The following is a 21,892-nucleotide window of genomic DNA, read 5'->3' on the forward strand; positions in this document are numbered from 1 at the left end:
TTATCCTTGCCTTACACGCCGCTTTTAAACGATAGTGCGCTCAACACCCGCGCAAAATCCTGAGAGCCACGCGCTAAACCATGAACTCGGAAAACCTCAGCAAACCGCTATCGTCACAAACATCCAGCCCCTCCGCCCGCCTCTATCTATGGGTTCTAATGGCTATCGGTGCCGGCGGCCTGTTCGGTTATCTGGAGGCTGAACATGCCGTGACGCTCAAACCCATAGGCGACGGCTTCATCAGCCTGATCAAGATGCTGATAGGGCCGGTGGTGTTTTGCACTATTGTGCTGGGCATCGCCGGTGCCGACGATATGAAAAAGGCTGGCCGGGTGGGCGTCAAAGCCTTGCTGTATTTTGAGATTGTCTCGACTTTCGCGCTGGCGCTGGGCGTGCTGGTGGCCAATCTGCTCAAACCCGGCCAAGGCTTTAACGTCGATCCGAGCACGTTGGACGCGCAAGCCGTCTCCGGTTATGTGAAACAAGCCAGCCAGCAAAGCACAGCCGACTTTTTGTTGCATATCATCCCCAAAACCTTTACCGATGCCTTCACCGGTTCCGGCGATTTGCTGCAAGTGTTACTGGTGGCGGTGTTGTTTGGGTTTGCCTTGCAACAAATGGGCAGCGCCGGCAGATCGGTGTATGTGTTTATCGAAGAATGCTCGCACATCTTTTTTGCGATGATGAGCGTGATCATGAAGCTGGCGCCGTTCGGGGCCGGCGCGGCGATGGCGTTTACCATCGGTAAATACGGTGTGGCTGCATTGAAACCGCTGGCCGCGCTGATGGGTAGTTTTTATCTGACCTGCGGCTTGTTTATCGTCTTGATACTGGGCAGCATAGCCGCGCTGACCGGCTTCAATATTTTTCGACTGCTGCGTTATATCAAGGAAGAAATGTTGCTGGTTCTGGGCACTTCTTCGTCGGAATCGGCGCTGGTGCCGCTGATGAATAAGCTGGAAAAACTGGGCTGCTCGCGTTCGGTGGTGGGCTTGGTGATACCGTCCGGCTACTCGTTCAATCTGGACGGCACCAATATTTATCTGACCATGGCCGCGCTGTTCGTCGCCCAGGCCTTGAATGTCGATCTAACGCTAACGCAACAATTAACGCTATTGTTGGTCGCGATGTTGACCAGCAAGGGCGCGTCCGGTGTCACCGGCGCCGGCTTTATCACCTTGGCGGCTACACTGGCGGTAGTGCCGGCAGTACCGGTCGCGGCGCTTTCGTTAATCCTGGGCATAGACCGTTTCATGTCGGAAGCACGGGCCTTGACCAATATCGTCGGCAATGCGGTAGCGACGATAGTGGTGTCGCATTCCGAAGGCGAACTGGACCGGCAAAAAATGCAGGCGCAGCTAAGTCCGGCCCCATCAACTCAAGGTATCTAAACCCAACAATCGCAAACCTTGCCGCTGCCGGTAGCCGATGACCGGCATGATATTTTGTGCCAATAGATTATTCGCCTGCGCTTCGTTCAACACCACTTCCGTCGCCGGCTGCAATACCTGCTCGCCGTCCAGTTCGTAGCTAAACGCCGGCACATCGGCAAAAAAGAATTGCTCTGCGGTGGCGTCATCCTGAGCAGCTCTCAACAATACCCTGGCCGCCAAAAAGGCCGGATTTCCCCACAACAACTCGTCGGTCTGCGGGATATTACTGCACTCTTCAAACGTCAAGCTCTCCAGTGGATCGCGTTTACTGCCGTAAGGTAAACGCATCAGCACGCGGGGATAGGTCAAGATCACACTATCGGCCTGGATCTGTTGGCGATATGCCAGCCAATCCGACGGATTCTGCAATGCCTCGACCACCAAACCGTTCCCTGCGCTCGCCAGAAAACCCGCCCCGCACTTGGCGGCTAAATCCGCACAATAACCCAGCAAAGCCTTATCGTCCGCATTATCGGCAAACAGATAATCGGCCACGATCAACACATCCTGCTCGCCGTCACCGGTTTGAATATGTTGCTGCAAACGCTGGACGACACTCTCACCGCCTTTTTCCAGCTCCGCCAGCAATTGGGCTTGGCTAATATCCAGCAAATAGAGCTGTTGCGCGTCGGCGGCTTCTTCATGCACCAATTCATACGTCGCCCGCCACAAAGCTTCCAACGCTTGAAAATCCTGCCGATGCAGCAAGGCTTTCACAAACTGTGCGGTCGCGGCGTCGATCACATCAATTAACGCCCGATGCTGCGGATTAGCGTCCTTGGCGACATGCGGCTCCACAATCTGTTTCAACAAACTATCCAAGGAATCGGATGCCGCGACCGCGCCTTCCGGCTTTTTCCCCAACAGGCGTTCCAACATATCGTCCTGGCTTTCCGTTTCCGCCACAGGCGCTGCTGCTTCGCTGGCGACTACGCCAGGAAAAAAGGCCTGAATTTTCGCCGCCGCCTGCGCGGCGGTATTGGGGTTGCCCAGTTCCGATTTTAAAGTCCGCAAATCGGCCAGCAGCTTGACTTTTCCCAACCAGGCATCGGGATGAAAATCCTCCAACGCCGGAAATTGCAGCGTGATGCCCGAGCTGACTTCCAGTGTCGGTGTGACTTGCGCCTGCACTTGCTCAAAGTTATCGACATCGATTTTGCGGATTTTGCTTTGCTCCCAAGGCACGGCGGCACCGGAAAAATTGCCGAACACATAAACCCGGTAGCTACTGTCGCCGCCGGCCTTGGCCGTTTTTCCGGCATTAAAACCCATCGTAAAATCAATTCTGCCTGACATGTTTTCTCCTCGCGCGTTCAGTGCTTTACCATCAACAGTAGCAGAGCAAACCCGGTCCAACAAGCCAGCCGGTTTTTCCGGATAGCGGTATGCTTATGGGTGTCAGTCCAACAGGTGATAGCCATGAGCAACGCCAACCGTTTAGCCGAACTGCGCCAGCGCATCAATCAAGTCTTTACCCAAGCAGAGCCGCAAGCCATCTCCGGCCTAATCGCCACGTTGGGCGATTACGATAGCCAGAGCATCGGCGCCTGTTCGCAAGCCTTGATAGAAGCGGTACGCGCCAAGCATAAACAGCCGGGTATTTTCGACGCCTTCTTGCACGAATACAGCCTGAATAGCGATGAAGGCATCGTGTTGATGAGCATCGCCGAAGCCCTGCTGCGGATTCCGGACAGCGACACGCAAAACCTGTTCTTGCGCGACAAACTCGCCGATGCCGATTGGTATAGCCATTGGTTGCACAGCGATTCGGTAGCAGTCAATCTGGCTAGCGGCGGCTTATGGATCAGCGGCAAAATGGAGGCGTTGGTTCAACAACGGGTTTTCGAAGGCGTGTTAAGCCGGCTGGGAGAACCGCTGATTCGCAGCGCAATCAAGCAAGCCATGCAGCAAATGGCCGAACATTTCGTCATTGCAGAAAATATAACGGCCGCTATCGAACACGCCGACCGCGCGCCGGCCTACCGCTATTCCTTCGATATGCTAGGCGAAGCGGCCTTGACCAATGACGATGCGGAACGCTATTTCGCGGCCTATCGGCATGCCATTGAAACGCTGGCCGAATCAGCAACAGCCGATTTATTTACCAACCCCGGCATTTCCATCAAGCTGTCGGCACTATATCCGCGTTACGAGCCATTACAGCAGCGTTATGCGGTGCCGGTCATCAGCGACAAGCTGTTAGCTTTGGTTAAGCTGGCCCGCGCGGCGAATATTTCTGTGACTGTCGACGCGGAAGAAGCCGAACGGCTGGATATGTCTTTGGATATTTTTGCGACTGTATTTAACGATCCGGCGCTAGCCGGTTGGCCGGGCTTCGGCCTGGCGGTGCAGGCTTATCAAAAACGCGCTGGCGCGGTGATCGAATGGCTAGCAGCCTTGGCCGAATCGCAACAACGCCTGATTCCCGTCCGCTTGGTGAAAGGCGCGTACTGGGATAGTGAGATCAAACGCGCCCAGGAAAACGGCTGGGACGACTACCCGGTGTTCACCCGCAAGCCTGCTACCGACTTGTCCTATTTAGCTTGCGCTCGGCTGATACTTTCCAAGCCTCAGGCTTTTTATCCGCAATTTGCCACGCATAACGCCCACAGCGTGGCGGCGATTGGTGAGTTTGGCAAAGAGCATCCGGGTTTTGAGTTTCAGCGTCTGCATGGCATGGGCTCTGCGTTGTATGACGAGTTATTGAACCATGACTCGATCAACTGTCGCGTCTATGCGCCGGTCGGCAGTTACCGGGATTTGCTGCCTTATCTGGTTCGGCGCTTACTGGAAAACGGCGCGAATACCTCGTTTATCAATCAAATCGAACATCCGGCGATTAGCTCTGCCATGCTGTCCGGCGATCCGTTGACCCAGTTAAACCAAGTGGAATCTAAGCCGCTAGCTGTACCCGGCGACTTATTCGGCGCGCAACGCCGGAATTCGGAGGGGCTGAATTTGAGCGATCCCGAAGTGTTACAGCAGTTGCAACAGGAATTGGCTGCCATGTCGGGCCAGACTTGGCAAGCCGCACCATTGATTGCTGGTCAACAAATTCGTGGCGAACCGCATCCGGTTTATAGCCCGCACGACCAACACAGCCTAGTTGGCGAGGTGGTGTTCAGTTCCGCAAATGATATAGAACAAGCCTTGCAACAAGCCACGCGCGCGTTCGATGACTGGCGTTTATGCCCGGTTGCAACCCGCGCCGGGTATTTGCAAAAAGCGGCGGATTTATTGGAGCAGCAGCGCCTGGAATTGGTGGTGCTGTGCCTCCGCGAAGGTGGCCGAACCGTACGCGACGCGCTCGCGGAAGTGCGGGAGGCAGTCGATCTCTGTCGGTATTACGCGGCCTGCGCGGCAGAGCAATTCGGGAAGCCACGCCAATTGCCCGGCCCCACCGGCGAAGATAATCAGTTGTTTCATTTTGGGCGCGGCGTGTTTGTCTGCATCAGTCCCTGGAATTTTCCGATTGCGATTTTCGTCGGTCAAATCGCCGCCGCGTTGGTGGCCGGCAATACGGTGATCGCAAAACCGGCGCTACAAACATCATTAACGGCCATGGCCTGTTTGCGCCTGTTGCATAGCGCCGGCATCCCTGAACAGGTACTGCAGTTTTTGCCGGGCGACGGCGCCGAGATTGGTCGGCACTTGTTGAGCGACGAGCGCGTCGCCGGCGTGGCGTTTACCGGTTCCAGCGCCACAGCCCACCTGATCAATCGGCAACTGGCTGAGCGTGACAGCGCCATCGCCAGCTTGATTGCCGAAACCGGTGGGCAAAACGTGATGATCGCCGATAGCTCGGCGCATCAGGAACAGCTGGTCGTAGACGCAATACAATCAGCATTTAACAGCGCGGGCCAACGCTGCTCGGCGTTGCGGGTATTGTTTCTGCCGGAGGCTATCGCCGACAGCGTCATTGCGCGCTTGATCGGCGCGATGCGCTTGCTGCGGGTCGGTTCGCCGCTGGATATTGCCACCGACGTCGGCCCTATTATCGATCAACGCGCGTTAGCCGCCCTGCATCAGCACATCGAGAAGCTTGAACACGACTCCAAGCTGTTATATCAACTGCCCTTGACCGACGATCTAACAAACGGCTGTTTTTTTCCACCGACGTTAGCGGAAATACCGGCCCTATCCTTCCTTGACCACGAAGTGTTCGGCCCCATCCTGCATATAGTCCGTTACCCAGCCAACGAGCTGGCAAAAGTGGTCGAGGCCATCAATGCCAGCGGCTACGGCTTGACACTGGGCATCCACAGCCGCATCAACGCCAATATGCACTATATCCAACAGCACACGCGGGTCGGCAATATCTACATTAACCGCAACATAATAGGCGCGGTGGTGGGTGTGCAACCGTTCGGCGGCATGGGCCTGTCCGGCACCGGCCCGAAAGCCGGCGGCCCCCATTACTTGCAACGCTTTGCCAACGAACAAACCCTGACCACCAACCTCACCGCTATCGGCGGCAATCCTTGGTTGTTGCGAAAATAAACATGGATTTTATGGTCTCGGTTCGCGAAATTTGGAATCCACGCCCTGATCGATAGTGTAATTTTACAAAAAACGTTGTTAGTTTCTGCCTTTGAAGCCGAAAACCTCTAGTGTTAGTCTAGTTGCACAACCGGGTATGCCCCACTACTCTCCATCGCAATCAGAGATTGGCGCTTATGTCTAAAGAAAACAAATCCACAGCGATCTCGCCTAACTTATTAAGCGTGCTATTGATCATTTTGGGCGGCAGCCTGTTCGTAGGCCAAAGCCCTTTCAACGATTCCAGACCCAATAAAGCGTCCTTATCGCAATTGCAACAAGCCGGCTTTAAGTCCGACGTAGACGCGCGCTTGTGGCAAGATCCATTCGAAGCTATCGCCAACCAAAATGTGAATAGTCAGGGGTATCAGCAATATAAAGACCAGAAGGAATTGATAAAAACCCTTCAGTCCCACTTGGAAGACATTCCCGACGGGCGGCAAATCGTCATCGCCACACTAATGCCCAATGGTCATTATCAAGAAGACGTGGAAACCCGGCGCCGTATCCGCTACGCGGTATTATCAGGGTTAATCGGCAATTCCAAACAAGAGTACGGCCCAAGCGACGAGGAGCATATCGGTTACGTCAATTACCTGCTGAACAAATCGAGTACCTTGATCGCATTCGAACATTTGGTTTGGAAAGCCCAACCGATGGCCCGGAGTCCGGAAGCGGAGAAACATCCGCCTATTTTGCTGCTATACCTTGACAGCAAAGCCTTCGGCTATGAGCCGCTAAAAGATCTTTTCAAAAATTTGCGCAACCTTTACGAGAAAAACAACAAGCTAGAGCTCAACGTACTGGGACCGGCAACTTCGGACGATCTGCAAGCCATGGCGAGCGCGGCACTGAAAGTCGGCAAGCCCAAGGACGCGCCGTTGTTTCGAATGTATTCGCCCCGAGCAACGGTCGATGAAGGTAAATTAATGTACGGCAACCAAGCGGCAACGGCCCATCAACCGAGCAACTTGGCCGAGCACTTCAAAAATCACCTGTCGTTCCTCCGCACCACGGCGACCGACAGCCAGCTGGCGGGCGCGCTGAGCCAGGAACTGGAACTCCGCGGCGTACGGATCGGCGACCAAGCCGAGCTGGCTAAGCCCACTAAACACGTGGTATTGATCTCCGAAACCGAATCACTGTACGCCTACCATATTGGCACTACATTTGCCGATGCGTTAGTCGAAACCGCCATGAACGGAAAACACTCGTTTGGCGCATGCCGCGACCCCATGATTTCAACAGCGGATTGCACGAATTACTTGCAAAAATACGTACACCAATACACCTATTTCCGAGGCTTGGACGGCAAAACCCTGCGCGGCCAAAGTAGTACCAGCACCGGCAACAAATCCGGCAACAATGATACCAACAGTGCCGCCGAGGCTTCCAAAGCCATGGAGCATGCCGACGGCGACAGTCAGTTTGATTACATGCGCCGGTTAACCGATAGGGTTGAAGAACTGGAACAGGAACTGGAAGACCACGACCAAGCCATAGGTGCCATCGGCATCCTCGGCAGCGATGTCTACGACAAACTACTGGTGCTGCAAGCGCTGCATGCCAAATTTCCGGATGTTTGGTATTTCACAAACGTGATGGATGCCCGACTTCTACACCCGGAGCAAAACGAGTGGGCTCGTAACCTGATTGTTGTCTCGAGTTTCGGTTTGCAATTACCGCCGGCATTACAAACTCGTATCCCGCCGTTCCGCGACAGCTATCAAACTGCATATTTTTTAGCCGCGCAAATGGCCTTGTGGGATTCCAACCATAAGCCCTCGGAAGCGACTGGCGCAGCAACCGGGTGCGATACGACCAAGCGCCAACAATTGCTGGACAGCGAGGTATTCAATCAACCCGCCTTGCATGAAATAGGCCGCAGCAAAGCTTTCCGTCTCACCCCGGAAACCGACAAAACCGACCAAACCGACCAAACCGACCAACAAAATTGTGACGCCTCCGGACCTATAGCGACACTGGTTAAGACCGGCAGCGATCTTAGCGACACCGCCCCGACACCGGATTCGGCAGCCGCGCAACCGTTTTCAAGATTTCCGCGCCTGACATTGAAAATTTTAATCGGCGCATTCGTATTGATCGGGCTAGGGCTGTATTTTCGGCGCAAAATCAAAATCGCGACTGCCGCCAAACTCCCGGTGAAAGCCGCCGTGCTGCGCCGACAAAGAGTCTGGTTGCTAACCGCTTTCGCCATTGGCTGCGGACTAGCGGCTTTCGTGCTCAATACCCCACAAACCGAACCATTGGCCTTAATCGAAGGCGTAAGCATGTGGTCGACGGAGGCCATCCGCTTCGCCGCACTGATTGTCACAGTGTATTGGGTTATCGAAACCACCAAGTTTCCGCTATTGCTTTGGGAACAGCTGAACTTCAGCGGTAAGTTCGGCGTATCCGCCGACAATCGCTGTTACGCGCACGATAGATATTTGGACAGGCGACTGAAACGAAATATGCATGTTAGGCGAATCAGCATTTTGACATTTTTAGCGTGGATCTTATCGTTTGTGGTGATTTTGTCCTTGGGCGTGCCTTTTACGCCGTATCGCGGCCCTTTCGTCTATTACCTCGATTTAATCCTGCTGAAGGCGATCTTGGTGCCGGCATTCCTGTTTTTGATGATCAGCGTCACCGAGGCAGCGCAAGCGATCATCCAGTTTATCCGCACCATTCCGCGCGCGGCGCCCTGGCCGGCGTCCATGACGAAGGAATACAGCGACACATTGAATATCGATGCAGCGTACCTTCAGGACTGGGTGACGATACGTTTGGTCGGCGATATGACGCAACAGACAAGCCGCCTGATCTCGTATCCGCTATTCGCCGCCGCTCTGATGGTTTTGGCGCGCATGAGTTATTTCGATAATTGGCATACGCCGCCCGGACTGCTCATCGTGATCGGCGTTTGCATCGCATACTTGTTCTATTGCGACTTCCGCCTGAAAGCGTTAGCGGATGAAACCGAGCAAAACGCCATGAAAAACCTGCGCCGATTATCGATAGCCAATCATGGCAACGTGAAAGATTCATCCCTCACCGGTAAACTGACCAGCCTCTCCGAGTTGGCGGAACGCTACGCCGAAGGTACCTATAAACCGTTTGTGCAGCGCCCGATTTTTCAGGGCATGCTGCTAATTATCATGGCCGCCGCCATCGGTTATACAGACTACTTATCCATCATGATGAAAGTACTCGGTTAGCCTCGCAAAGCCGTCCACCGTCCGCAGGAGCCGCGTATCGCCAATGCCAAACGATTGAATTTCGTTAGAAAAAATGCGATGGTGGCTGCTTATCTGCCCGGACAAGGGAATAGGCACCAGGCCGACACACCCCGAGGCGGACCCCGCTTTCTCGGAGAATCGAATATGCTAGCCACCAAACGCTATGAATATCTTCCCATCGACCAAATCGAATTTCACCACACCCTGACCAACCACCGGGAATTGGATCGGGCCAAGGTCAGTCATCTAGAAAAAGATATTCTGGTCAACGGCCTGTTTGAGCCACTGGTGGTATGGGAACGTAACAATCGCGAATATTATCTGGTCGGCGGCTTTCATCGCATGGAAGCCATTCAAGGCATCCGCCGCACCAATCCCGGCTATTTCGACAGAGTGGACGTCAGAATCGTCACCGGCGATCCGGATGAAATCAAGGCACTGAATCTGAAGCTGAATTCCGACCGAGTCGATACCCGCATCACCGATTATTTTCAAACGGTGATTTACTTGAACAATGCCAACTGGTCGAGGGAGCGCATCGCCGAATTCTTCGACAAAAGCATCAGTTGGATCGACGACATCATTCGCTACGCGCCACTGACGACGGAGGCGATGCGCGAAAAACTGGCCGGCGGCGAGCTGTCCTGGACCAGGGCGCGTGACATCTTGCGCAAAGCCTTAAACGCACCGCCCGGCAACGAAAAAGAAATTATCGAAAACGAACTATCTAGGCCCGTGCAACCGGTCGCCAAACCCCTGCCCTTCCACACCACGATCAAGCGCTTGTCCAGCTCCGTAAAAACCGATCCCAAACGCACGTTTAAGGTCAGCACCCAGGATATTTATGCCTTGGTATTGACCTTGCGCGGTAAAAACGTCGATCAAGAGGCCATCGAGCGGGTGCGTAAAGCATTTCCCGTGTTGTGGGATGATGAATAGTTCGATAACAGGAAACTAGCCATTTTTGAATTGTCATAAAATTGGGCATCCGCTTCAGCTAAGATAAGTTTGACCGGAACAATTCCCCGCTTTGTGCATCCTACACGGGGATATTTCGGAACATTCAATACTGAAATAATGTGTTAGCGATGAACAATCTTGTTTTGAAAATAGTGAACGCTCGCAGGCCATATCGACAACGCATGCCACACGCCAGCACGCTGGCCAGCTTGTTAGTGCTGCTCTCGCTGAGTGGCTGCATGCCGATGAGCTATCCGCCCGGTGCCAAGACCAATAGCGCGCAGTTGGGCGACAATACGTTTCTAACCGAAGACGGCGCGACGCTGCCGCTACGGAGGTGGCTGCCCGAGGCAGAGCCCAATGCAATCATCATCGCGCTGCACGGTTTTAACGATTACAGCCACTTTTTCGATGCGCCTGGCCGCTATTTCAGCAAACTCGGCATCGCCTGTTTCGCTTACGACCAACGCGGTTTCGGCGCGGCACCGCAGCGCGGTTTGTGGGCCGGCAGCGAGGCTTACGCGCAGGATTTAAAACAATTAACCCGACTGCTGAAACAGCGCTACCCGAACAAACCGATTTACCTGCTGGGCGAAAGCATGGGCGGTGCGATTGTGATCACGGCCATGCAGCAGGAAAACATGCCGGACGTCGCCGGCATCATCCTGGCCGCGCCGGCGCTATGGGCCAGATCGACCATGCCCTGGTATCAAACCAGCTTACTGTGGACACTGGCGCACAGCATGCCCTGGCTGACTTTGACCGGCAGCGGACTGGAAATTTTACCGTCGGATAATATCGATATGTTGCGGGCGATGGGCCGCGATCCGATGGTCATCAAAGCCACCCGTGTGGAAACGGTATACGGCTTAACCAACCTGATGGATGCGGCGTTCGATAGTGCAAACTCGCTAAGGGCTCATACCTTGATGCTGTACGGCGAGAAAGACGAAGTCATCCCCAAGGAACCGACTTACGCTTTTTTGCAACAAATGCTAACCACCGATACCGCGGAAAAAACCGTGGCCATTTACCAGAACGGTTACCACATGCTGCTCCGCGACCTACAAGCCCCCACCGCCTGGCAGGACATCGTGGCCTGGATAAAAATCGGCCCGAACCAGCTGCCTTCCGGTGCGGACGCACGCGCCCGGCAATTGTTGAGTAAGGGCTAAAGCCTCATTCCCGACAGACGTGCGCGGAGTGTCGGCCAAGCGGCCGTAAGCGCTTTGGGGCGATGGCATCGAAACCGTTAAACTGCGACGCAGTTTATTAACCTATTCCCCAACCAAAGTCCATGCTCCGCATCATCTCCGCCAATCTAAACGGCATTCGCTCGGCAACCAGAAAAGGTTTTTACGACTGGTTAGACACCCAAAATCCAGACTTCGTCTGCCTACAAGAACTTAAAGCCCAGGCCGGCGATATGACAGCCGAAATGCTGACACCGAAAGGCCTGCACGGCTATTTTCATTATGCCGAAAAGAAAGGCTACAGCGGCGTCGGTATCTACAGCAAACAGCCGGCCGATAACGTCATTGAGGGCTTGGGCTATGCCGACATTGATAGCGAGGGCCGTTACCTGGAAGTGCAAGTCGGCAATCTATCGGTCATTTCCCTGTATCTGCCGTCCGGCTCCAGCAGCGAGGAACGACAAACTGTCAAATACAGCGTGATGGAACGCTTCTATCCGCATCTTGCCGACCTCAAAGCCAGCGGCCGGGAAGTGGTCATTTGCGGCGATTGGAATATCGCCCATACGGAAGCCGATTTGAAAAATTGGCGCGGCAACCAGAAAAACTCCGGTTTTTTGCCGGCGGAACGGTCCTGGATGACCCAAATATATGATGAGCTGGGCTGGGTAGATGTTTATCGCAGACTAGATCCCGACGCTACCGACGCCTGCTACACATGGTGGAGCAATCGTGGCCAGGCTTGGGCCAAAAATGTCGGTTGGCGTATCGATTACCAAGTCGCCACGCCGGGTATAGCCAATCGTGCACAGTCAACCAGCATTTTTAAAGAGCAACGCTTCAGCGACCATGCGCCATTGATCGTTGATTACGCAGACTAGCCGCCAATCGACAAACGCACCGAATTAGCAAAGCAGCTGTTCGACTGACGCACCAGCCTGGTTACCGATGCCGAAAGGCGCACCAATTCAGTTCAAAGTGTGCCATTGCCAGAGATCACCTACTGGTTTTTCACTAGCCCTTCAACCCATGACGCCTTCATCTCCGCTGGAACAGCGACCAGAATACACGATGCAAACGGCTTGAATGGGTCACTCTCACCCCGGAACGTCGCTTGATTCAACTCAACCTTTATCGCACCAATATTGTGCAATCATATGACACATAACCGCGTATTCGAGCTGCTGATAAGGTTCCCAAACATTTTAGCCGCCTTAATCGATATTGATCGTATTCCTAAGCATAAGGCTTAAAGCCGGGATAGCGATAAAAATCTCACTCAGCATCCACCCTTGCACTAACATGAACCATCAAATTGGGCAAACGCACCAATATTATGCATTAGAGCCGTTTTTTATCAGACAAATGAAGCAATAAGGCAACTTTACGCTTGGCGTACAAATTGCTTATTCACTACAACTCTTAACACTTAAATTAACCCGTGCACAAAAAGATACTGGATCATTTAAACGAAGCAATCCTGCTGTTCGACAAGGACTTGCGCCTGACCTATATCAATCCCGCCGGCGAAATGCTGCTTGCCGACAGCGCCAAGCATTTGCTCGGCCAAACGGCGCACAAACTGTTCAAAACCGCGCACAACACGCTATTTAACGATTTATTACCGCGCTTGTATTTGCTCGAGCCGCTGGTCGATAGAGAATTAATCCTAGAACGGCTCAGCCAATCGATTACGGTTAACCTCAGCGCCACACCCTTGCTCGAGGATGGGAAATTAAGCGAAATCCTGATCGAACTGCAACAGGTAGACCGGCATTTGCGGATCACCAAAGAAGAACAGTTGCTGGCCCAGCAAAACACCAGCCGCATGCTGGTGCGCGGCCTGGCGCATGAAATCAAGAACCCGCTAGGTGGTTTGCGCGGCGCAGCACAATTGTTGGACCTGGAATTGCAAGATCCTGAGTTAAAGGAATATACGCAAATCATTATCGCCGAATCGGACCGCTTGCAGGATCTGATGGACAAAATGCTCGGCCCCAACAAACCCGCGCATAAAAGCCAACTGAATATTCACGAGGTATTGGAACGGGTCCGGCACCTGGTTACGGTGGAGGCCGCCCACGGCATTATGCTGCAGACCAATTACGATCCGAGCATCCCGGAGATTTTCGCCGACAAAAACCAGCTGATCCAGGCCATACTCAATATCGTCCGGAATGCCGTGCAAGCCGTGCAGAACCACGGTGTGATTACCATGAAAACCCGGGTGCAACGGCATATGACTATAGGCCGCAAACGCTACAAGCTGACCGTCAAAATCGACATTATCGATAACGGCCCGGGCATCAAACCCGAGCTGATGGGCCAGATTTTTTATCCCATGATCACCGGCCGCGCCGAGGGTACCGGACTTGGCCTGTCGATTGCTCAATCTTTGATCAACCAGCATAACGGCTTGATTGAATGCGAAAGCGAGCCGGGCAATACCGTATTTTCCATCTACCTACCTTTGGAGACGAATCATGCAAATACCTGACAAGGTCTGGATTGTCGATGATGACAAATCCATCCGCTGGGTACTTGAAAAAGCCTTGCAAAAATCCGGCGTGCATACGCAAAGCTTCGCCAGCGCCAACGAATTGCTGAAATCGCTACCCGGCGGCTTACCGCAAGTGCTGATCACCGATATTCGCATGCCGGGCATGGACGGCTTCGAGTTACTGCGCAATATTCAAAACAGTTATCCGGATTTACCGGTGATCGTGATGACCGCGCATTCCGATCTGGAAAGCGCGGTGTCGGCATTTCACGGCGGCGCTTTCGAATACCTGCCCAAACCCTTTGACGTCACCGAAGTGGTCGAAACCGTACAACGCGCCTGCGCGCACAGCAAACAGCGGCAAAGCGACCTTGTGCAAGCCCCGCCTACCGTCGAGGAAACCCCGGAGATCATAGGCGAAGCGCCGGCCATGCAGGAAGTGTTTCGGGCGATAGGCCGTCTGGCCCGCTCGCATATCACAGTGTTAATTAATGGAGAATCGGGTACCGGCAAAGAACTGGTCGCCAAGGCCCTGCATCGTCACAGTCCGCGCGCGGACCAGCCATTCATTGCCTTGAATATGGCGGCCATCCCCAAAGACTTGATGGAATCGGAACTGTTCGGCCACGAAAAAGGCGCTTTTACCGGCGCCCAAGCCAGACGGATCGGCCGTTTCGAGCAGGCCAACAATGGCACATTGTTTCTGGATGAAATCGGCGACATGCCCGCCGAATTGCAAACCCGCTTGCTGCGGGTGCTGGCAGATAACGAGTTTTATCCGGTGGGCGCGCATACCTCAGTGCGAGTCAACGTGCGGATCATTGCCGCCACCCACCAGGATCTGGAAGCGTTGGTGGCGCAAGGCCGGTTTCGCGAAGATTTGTTTCACCGCCTGAACGTGATTCGGATTCATATCCCGCCCTTACGCGAACGCCGGCAGGATATAGGCTTGTTGATGCGGCATTATCTCTATCAAAGCGCGAAGGAACTGAATACCGAAATCAAACTGTTAAAACCGGAAACCGAGGCATTTTTAAGCGGCTTGAGGTGGCCAGGCAACGTGCGGCAATTGGAGAATATCTGCCGCTGGCTGACGGTGATGGCCTCGGGCCGGGAAATTCATCTGGAAGATTTACCGCCGGAACTGACGCACAATAGCGGCGATTCCGCATCCGGCGACACAACACCGGGAGATTGGGAAAGCCAGTTTAAAAATTGGGTCAAGCAGCAATTATCGACCGGTAAAGTGGACATCGCCAAGCAGGCTATCCCCACCTTGGAAACCCTGTTGATCGAGGCGGCTTTGAATCATACGCATGGCCGCAAACACGAAGCGGCACTATTATTGGGCTATGGCCGTAATACCTTGACCCGCAAAATCAAGGAGCTGGATATTAGAGAATAAGCGCGGCCGGAAAGCCGCCATTTCCGGCGCAGCTTGGTATTTGCGACGCCCGTTTGCGGGGGCATTTTGACCGGCAAAAACCGGCAGGTTTTTTTATCCGTTTAAATGCCATCGGTGTATACTCCCGCCGTCTGATTAACCTCAATAACAAGCAGAGAAGGTTCATATCTAATGGCGGATAAAACGGTAAGTAAACACCTGAGCAATCTTGAACGGCAGTTCGCGGCGAACGATCCGGTTTTGCAAAAAACCGCCAAGATATTCCAGGACCTGGATGAAATCGAGTTTGAACTGGGGTTGATCGATAACGACGAGACCACCGCACGCAAGACAAGTTGGTGGCCCATCGTCAGTACGCTGGGCGGTTACTCGCCCGCCAAATCAGACTTTGTTAATCGTTACCTGGGCGTGCAACTACACACCGCCCGCCATAAATTCACCGTACTGCAATATACGCCACAAACCAATACCGCGACGCTACCCGGCACCGCACTGGACGCCGACCACCGTTTACCTTTCTATCAAATCAGCCGTCAAATCGATTTGGTCGCCAACGGCGAAGGCAGCAAACTCAACGGTTATCTGGAACTGGTCACCGTCAATAGCGGCAAATTAAAAAACAAGCTGTTGATTGACACCCCGGTATTAAATCCGGCTGCGGAAAATCCAGTCTCCGGCCTGTTGCGAAAATACGTGATAGGCATCTCCGATTTGGTATTGGTATTTAACGACTTGTTCGAGGCCGATGCCGATTTGATCAAGGACACCCTAGCAGAGATCGTTGCTCACCAGGATGCCAATAAATTCATTTTCGTGATCGATCATTCCGAAATAATGATCGATGCGCTGAAAAGCCAGGAAATCGCCGCATCCTGGCAACGCCGCCTGGCCGAACTGGGCATCCACACCGGCCAATTTATTGTGTTATCGCAGTCGGGCGATACTTCGCTGTTCGATCAGCGCTTCAACAACATTTATAACGACCGCTCGTACCGCATACTCGGCACGCTGGAAAACAGCATCCGCGCCATCGACGACACCATTTTTTCGGAAGTGGAAGAAGCGTTAACCACCTGGAAGGACAGATGCAACGCCTCCACCCTCATTGTGCTGGGCTTTATCGTAATGCTGATGTTATTTGCGGAAATTGCGGTGGGGATACTCGAACTACTGATCGACCCGATTATCGGCCCGGCCATCCTCGCGACACTGATTGCCTTATTAACCCCGCTACATATAATCGTCAGCCGCGTGCATGCCAAATTCCTGATCAAGCACTTGCACAAGCGGCAGAAACAATTGAATCTCAGTGAAGACTTGGCGGGTTTGTTTGAAAAAAGCCTGAGTTTCTGGCGAATTTTAATGCCCATCACCGACCCAGTCGGTAAAAACAAGAAAAACCGCAAAAAACTGAACGGTCTCATAGAACAAACCAAAGATCTGGTACAAGCATTGAACGACCAGTTCAGCCACGGTCAGCAACCGGAATATCGCAGCCAATACGACGCATATTCTTATGCCGACTCAGAGGAAAACTGATTAAGTAGCGTGCGTCGTGATGGAAATTTTCAGACATTATTTCCCGCTGTGCTGGTTCAATGTCTCGGTATTGGATCTGCCCAGATCGACGCGCTTTTTTAAAAACAATGCGATTTTTTATTTTATCGCGGTGTTTTTTATTCAATTCAACATGTCGGACGACATTGATTCGGCCTTCGAAGTGCTGCTGGAGACCTTGCTAACGCTGGGCTTTATCGCGCTGGTTTTACTGCTGAATAGAACTTTTAACACCTTCATACAAGTCGCGTCGGCTATTTTGTTTTGTGAAAATGTCGTCGCGATCTTTCTGATTCCTATCGTATTTTGGGTGACCGTAGCGGAAGATACGCCCAGCTATGCAACCTTGGCGTTGTTTTTGATGTGGGACATGGCGATTATTGCGCGGATATTTAAAGACGTATTGCAGGTTAATACTCCGGCCAGTTTGGTGGTGTCTTTATTCTATTTTCTAACCACTTACGGCGGGGCCTACGGCATCTACAGCTTAGTGGGCGGCTGAGGACTCCGGTTTAACGCCGTAATAATTCGACAGCACATCATAGGCGCCTTGCACGCCCGCAACCGTTGCCGCTTTCAAAGGTAAACAAGCCCCGCTCCATTGCTTGATCTTGCCATCGAAATAAAACGCCCATTCGCCCTGCCAGCAATCGCCTTTTTTGGCGATGCGGCCAGCCATCACGGAGGTCACTTCGTAGCGAGCGGATACCGCCAACAAATTGCGCGAATCCGCTCCCAACACTTCGCTCAGTGAGATTTTTTGCTGTTCTTCCAAATCCAGCATCGGAAATATCATCGGCACGCCCTTAATTTTCGACGCAAACGCCAATGCACTTTCCAACTCCGGCATACTGTCAGCGTTGTAAAACCGTCTACCCTCTTCGTCATCGACAACCAGCCACACCAGGGTTTCCGGCCGAATTTCACTCCAGATACCCACTTGGCTTTTGCGCATGACTTCCATCAATTGATCTTCATCAAACTGCACTCTGAGCAAGCGCGCGTCGGTGTCAGGCAGTTCATCGGCGGAAATCAAGGAAAATTGCGATTGCTTGACATAGTTCTGCGCACTGGACAACGCCTGCTGCACTACCGGAATTTTGGAAATATCCTCAGACACCAAGACCCGACTCAAAACGGCATACATGGCCTGCTTGATTGCTTGCGTCCTATCCTCTGCCGATTGGCTGTTGGCGATCAGTTCAATCTCATACAAACCTTTTACTTCGACAGCCTCCGCTATTGGGCAATTGCACAACAATCCCCACATACATAGGCTGAAAAACCCCGATTTACCCTTCATAAAAACCTTGACCACAAGCCTACCCTGACAGTGCATTAATGGGAACTATAGTACAATATCGCCCGTTTCAACCTTAACTTTAACGAGAGACTGACATTGAGCGAACAACAACAAGACCGCCTGAATTATAAAAGCGCGGGCGTCGATATTGAAGCCGGCAACGCTTTGGTCGAGCGCATCAAACCCATCGCGGCCAAAACCCGTAATGCGGGCGTCATGGCCGGTTTAGGCGGCTTCGGTTCGCTGTTCGAATTACCGCTGGATCGCTATAAACAGCCGGTGTTGGTCTCCGGCACCGACGGCGTCGGCACCAAATTGAAACTGGCGCTGGATTTGAACATTCACAACAGCGTCGGTATCGACCTGGTCGCGATGTGCGTGAACGATATTATCGTGCAAGGTGCGGAACCTTTGTTTTTCCTGGATTATTTCGCCACCGGCAAACTGGAAGTCGATACCGCCGCCAGCGTCATCGAAGGCATAGGCAAAGGCTGCGAGCAATCCGGCGCGGCTTTGGTTGGTGGTGAAACGGCGGAAATGCCCGGCATGTATGCCGACGGCGATTACGACTTGGCCGGCTTTTGCGTCGGCATCGTCGAAAAAGATCGTATCATCGACGGCAGCCAAGTCAAAGCCGGCGACAAACTGATCGCCCTCGCCTCCTCCGGCCCGCATTCCAACGGCTATTCCTTAATTCGCAAAATCGTCGCCCGTAGTGGTCTGGCTTGGTCCGACAATGTCAACGGCAAACCACTAGGCGAAACCTTGCTGGCTCCAACCCGTATTTACGTTAAGCCCCTGCTGGAACTCCTAAAAACCGTACCGGTACACGCAATGGCCCATATCACCGGCGGCGGCATTACCGAAAACCTGCCGCGCGTATTGCCAAATGGTTTGAACGCGAGCGTTCAGCTTTCCACCTGGCAATTACCGGAGATTTTTGCCTGGCTGCAAGAACAAGGCAATGTCGAATTAGCCGACATGCTGGTCACCTTTAATTGCGGTATCGGCATGATTGTCTGCGTCGCGGCAGAAGACGAAGCCGCTACCTTGGAAATATTGGCACAGCAAGGCGAAACCGCCTTCAGCATCGGCGACATAGTCCTCGGCGACGGCAAACCACACGTAATCTACTCCTGACTCTGAAAATATCTCCGCCATGCCTGAAATCCACAGGCATGGCGTTAAAAGATCTTCAGTTTCATCTGCGATCAATTCAACACCAAGAAGGTCATTTCCTGATCAGTGAGTTGCCAACGGCTTTGAAGCAAGCCACCTCATGTCGCCATTCCTAAAGAAATTGCCAATATCTTGAACTACGGTGATTAAGCTTTGCGACGAACGCCCAAAAAACCTAACAATGCGGAACCGAACAACCAAACTGCGCCAGGGACTGGCACGGCTGCTAACGCAGTGCCTGATACCGTTACCATATCAAAACGCCAGGTGCCGGTAGAACCATAAGTACCGGTTGGAGAAGATGCCGCGTATGCGCTTGTTGAAGGCGCGAATGCCGCTAAGACACGAAAGCCGAAATTAGCATTGTTGGCTACCCCGGCGATACTGCTGAAATCGACTGAACGGCCGTTGAACCAAGTATCGCCTGCTGCGCCGCTAAACAAGGCAAAATCAGTCCAGGTACTACCGTCCGTAGTGTATTGCACTTGCTCATATTTAGAAGACGTATTGCTGTGGCGTAAGTCGTAACTAACCTGAATGTTATTGAAACCCACCGTGCTAACCAGATACCGCGTACCGCGGGTTTTATTGCCGGCACCTTGAGCCGCATAACTGGTGGTATTCCAACCACTGTCATCGCCTATCGCCGGGTCGGATGAACCGCCACTCGCATCGCCGCTAGCAAAAGTTGCTGTGGTGCCTCCTACCAGCGAAACCGAGCCGCTACCGATGCTAGGGGCGCCTGTGCCGGTGCCGGTGGCAGAATCAGCAGGATTCGAGTTGAAATTCCATTGTGTAATTACAGCCGCTTCCGCGCCGGCGCTTACAGATAGAACCACTAGCGCGCTAGCCATCATCATTTTTTTGTTCATGTTTGGATTCACTTAATTATTGGTGGTCAAGAAGACATTTCCGGACTGCTTATCTGGCCCGAAAGACTGCCCATCACAAAAAAGCCCGACATAAAGTCGGGCTTTCGATCAATCAATTTGGGAACACGCCCTGCCCCCTAAGCAATCAGGCTTTACGGCGGCGCAGGCCGATCATGCCGGCAATTGCTGAACCGAACAACCAAACCGCGCCAGGTACCGGTACTGGCGCAGCAGTCAACTCAATGGTGCGATCAATGCCATCAGCTGGATGCTGCACGTTGATATACGCTTTGTTTGGATTGAATTTGTCGAAATACAAACCGGTGCTTTCAGCACCTTGAGTAGTCAAACTGATCCATTTGGAGAGAGACTCGGCAACCCCGTCACGATCTGCATCCTTGGCAAACCATACATCTTCCACGCCACCATCTTGATCTTCAACGATGTAGATATTGCCTTCGGCATCAATAGCCAAGTTATCGGCATTTTTGAATTCACCGCCTGCCGCCAAACCAGTCGCCAAATCGATGGTGTTGCTGTCGGCAAACAGTTTGACTTCGCTAGTGCCAAGATCAATAGAATAAACGCGGCTGCGGCCGGTGCCTTGGTTGCCGTCGGTGTCTGAATCGGTAGTCGTGAAGTACAAAAACTGGTTACCGTTAGCCAAGTTTTGAATTTCCATGTCTTCAGGGCGATTAAAACCTGTGCCTTTTACAGCGGCATTATCAGCGCTGACGCGGCCGTCGATCGTGCCGTCGCTAAGCTGTGCGGAAATACCGGCTAAAACGCCACCGTTGACATCGGTAATAGCTTCCCATGTTGATGCACCTGTGATAGCAGCACCGGTAGTGCCTTCAAACTGGGCTCCTGCACCGACTTTTAAAGCAAATGTTTGCCCCGCGGCAAAAAAGCTGTCGCCGCTAGTGGCAAATGGATTGGCCGATACATATTTGTATACAGACCCACCGTTCAATTCATCGACAAAATACAAGTTGTTGTTTTTGTCGAACGCCAAACCTTCGTGAGAAACACGCGGCAGAATGGAACGTTGGATAAATGTGCCGCCATTCGCCGCCGCAGTGGTGGCATTGGTCACTTCAAACAAACGGCCTTTGCTGCTGCCAGTTCCCCAAGATTCTTCAGCGGTCAAATAACCACCCCATGGTGTCCATAATGAGGCATCGCCGGAAACAAAACCTTGCGTACCTGGCGCCACGATAGTGGTGGTGCGCGAGTTGTAGTCGTTATTCCAAAGATCGATACGTTGCACGCCCGCGGAACCGGTTTCGAACGGCATGAACAAATAACGGCCGGCGTCAGGACCGGTTTCGTTGGCGGCTATCATGTCCCAGCTACCTGAGTTGGAACCTGGCACCAAGGTGTTTTGGGTCTTACGGTCGGCGATGGTTTGTTGAGTAAAATTGGGCGAAGACAATTTATAAGGTGTCGCTGAACCTGGGTTAACAGGAACCGTGTTGCCTGTCATTGGCGTAAAATTGTCGAATTCGGTTGAAGCCGCTTGCGCAGTCAAAGGTGAAACGACAGCGGTAACAGCTGCGGCAATCAGAGTTAATTTAAAAGCTTTCATAAAAAAGTCATTCCTAAAGCAAAGTCGGTTAATTGTTTTTGGTCTTCCGCAAAAATCTGCCTCACAGAATTTGCAGAAAGAATGTTAACCAGCGCTCAAGAAATTAAAGTTGCAGTTCTGT

General features: G+C 52.8%; 15 protein-coding genes. 11 read left to right on the forward strand and 4 right to left on the reverse strand.

What is annotated here, in order from left to right:
• The first annotated feature begins 80 nt into the window (after window positions 1-80).
• Window positions 81-1,391 carry a C4-dicarboxylate transporter DctA gene (dctA, locus tag ACH5Y9_RS13600; protein WP_445366442.1) on the forward strand — a complete coding sequence of 437 codons (1,311 nt, stop codon included), beginning with the start codon at window positions 81-83 and terminating at the stop codon, window positions 1,389-1,391.
• Here dctA and ACH5Y9_RS13605 read toward each other — a convergent pair.
• Complete coding sequence (locus tag ACH5Y9_RS13605; RefSeq protein ID WP_445366443.1) at window positions 1,374-2,729, reverse strand: type VI secretion system contractile sheath domain-containing protein; 1,356 nt, start codon at window positions 2,727-2,729, stop codon at window positions 1,374-1,376. The two genes, dctA and ACH5Y9_RS13605, sit on opposite strands and share 18 nt — an antisense overlap.
• A gap of 123 nt (window positions 2,730-2,852) precedes the next feature.
• On the opposite strand from ACH5Y9_RS13605, the gene putA reads away from it, so the two are divergent.
• From putA to ACH5Y9_RS13650, 9 genes are all read left to right on the forward strand, one after another.
• Entirely contained in the window at window positions 2,853-5,933 is a 3,081-nt protein-coding gene (gene putA, locus ACH5Y9_RS13610) for a bifunctional proline dehydrogenase/L-glutamate gamma-semialdehyde dehydrogenase PutA (RefSeq protein WP_445366444.1), read from the forward strand.
• Between the two features lie 176 nt (window positions 5,934-6,109).
• Window positions 6,110-9,193, forward strand: a complete 3,084-nt coding sequence (locus ACH5Y9_RS13615) for a hypothetical protein (protein WP_445366445.1) — start codon at window positions 6,110-6,112, stop codon at window positions 9,191-9,193.
• Window positions 9,194-9,358: 165 nt separating this feature from the next.
• Entirely contained in the window at window positions 9,359-10,153 is a 795-nt protein-coding gene (locus ACH5Y9_RS13620) for a ParB/RepB/Spo0J family partition protein (protein ID WP_445366446.1), read from the forward strand.
• A gap of 203 nt (window positions 10,154-10,356) precedes the next feature.
• On the forward strand, window positions 10,357-11,349 hold the full coding sequence (locus tag ACH5Y9_RS13625; RefSeq protein WP_445366447.1) for an alpha/beta hydrolase: 993 nt from the start codon (window positions 10,357-10,359) through the stop codon (window positions 11,347-11,349).
• A gap of 122 nt (window positions 11,350-11,471) precedes the next feature.
• Window positions 11,472-12,248: an exodeoxyribonuclease III gene (locus ACH5Y9_RS13630; RefSeq protein WP_445366448.1), complete on the forward strand. Its 777-nt coding sequence runs from the start codon at window positions 11,472-11,474 to the stop codon at window positions 12,246-12,248.
• 560 nt (window positions 12,249-12,808) lie between these two features.
• Window positions 12,809-13,864: a nitrogen regulation protein NR(II) gene (glnL, locus tag ACH5Y9_RS13635; RefSeq protein WP_445366449.1), complete on the forward strand. Its 1,056-nt coding sequence runs from the start codon at window positions 12,809-12,811 to the stop codon at window positions 13,862-13,864.
• Window positions 13,851-15,272, forward strand: coding sequence for a nitrogen regulation protein NR(I) (gene ntrC, locus ACH5Y9_RS13640; RefSeq protein WP_445366450.1), 1,422 nt, complete (start codon window positions 13,851-13,853; stop codon window positions 15,270-15,272). The genes glnL and ntrC overlap by 14 nt, the downstream gene beginning before the upstream one ends.
• A 171-nt stretch (window positions 15,273-15,443) precedes the next feature.
• Window positions 15,444-16,811, forward strand: coding sequence for a hypothetical protein (locus ACH5Y9_RS13645; protein ID WP_445366451.1), 1,368 nt, complete (start codon window positions 15,444-15,446; stop codon window positions 16,809-16,811).
• A gap of 19 nt (window positions 16,812-16,830) precedes the next feature.
• Window positions 16,831-17,331: a hypothetical protein gene (locus tag ACH5Y9_RS13650; protein WP_033157297.1), complete on the forward strand. Its 501-nt coding sequence runs from the start codon at window positions 16,831-16,833 to the stop codon at window positions 17,329-17,331.
• Here ACH5Y9_RS13650 and ACH5Y9_RS13655 read toward each other — a convergent pair.
• On the reverse strand, window positions 17,317-18,132 hold the full coding sequence (locus ACH5Y9_RS13655) for a DUF2066 domain-containing protein (protein WP_445366452.1): 816 nt from the start codon (window positions 18,130-18,132) through the stop codon (window positions 17,317-17,319). The genes ACH5Y9_RS13650 and ACH5Y9_RS13655 overlap by 15 nt on opposite strands.
• A 96-nt stretch (window positions 18,133-18,228) precedes the next feature.
• Between ACH5Y9_RS13655 and purM the strand changes: the two genes are divergently transcribed.
• A complete protein-coding gene (gene purM / locus ACH5Y9_RS13660) occupies window positions 18,229-19,272 on the forward strand; it encodes a phosphoribosylformylglycinamidine cyclo-ligase (protein ID WP_445366453.1) in 1,044 nt (347 codons plus the stop codon).
• Window positions 19,273-19,457: 185 nt separating this feature from the next.
• On the opposite strand, the gene ACH5Y9_RS13665 is transcribed toward purM, so the two are convergent.
• Complete coding sequence (locus ACH5Y9_RS13665) at window positions 19,458-20,183, reverse strand: hypothetical protein (protein ID WP_445366454.1); 726 nt, start codon at window positions 20,181-20,183, stop codon at window positions 19,458-19,460.
• 145 nt (window positions 20,184-20,328) lie between these two features.
• Window positions 20,329-21,771, reverse strand: coding sequence for an alkaline phosphatase PhoX (locus ACH5Y9_RS13670; protein WP_445366455.1), 1,443 nt, complete (start codon window positions 21,769-21,771; stop codon window positions 20,329-20,331).
• Window positions 21,772-21,892 lie beyond the last annotated feature (121 nt).

This window comes from Methylomonas sp. BW4-1 (assembly GCF_052474385.1).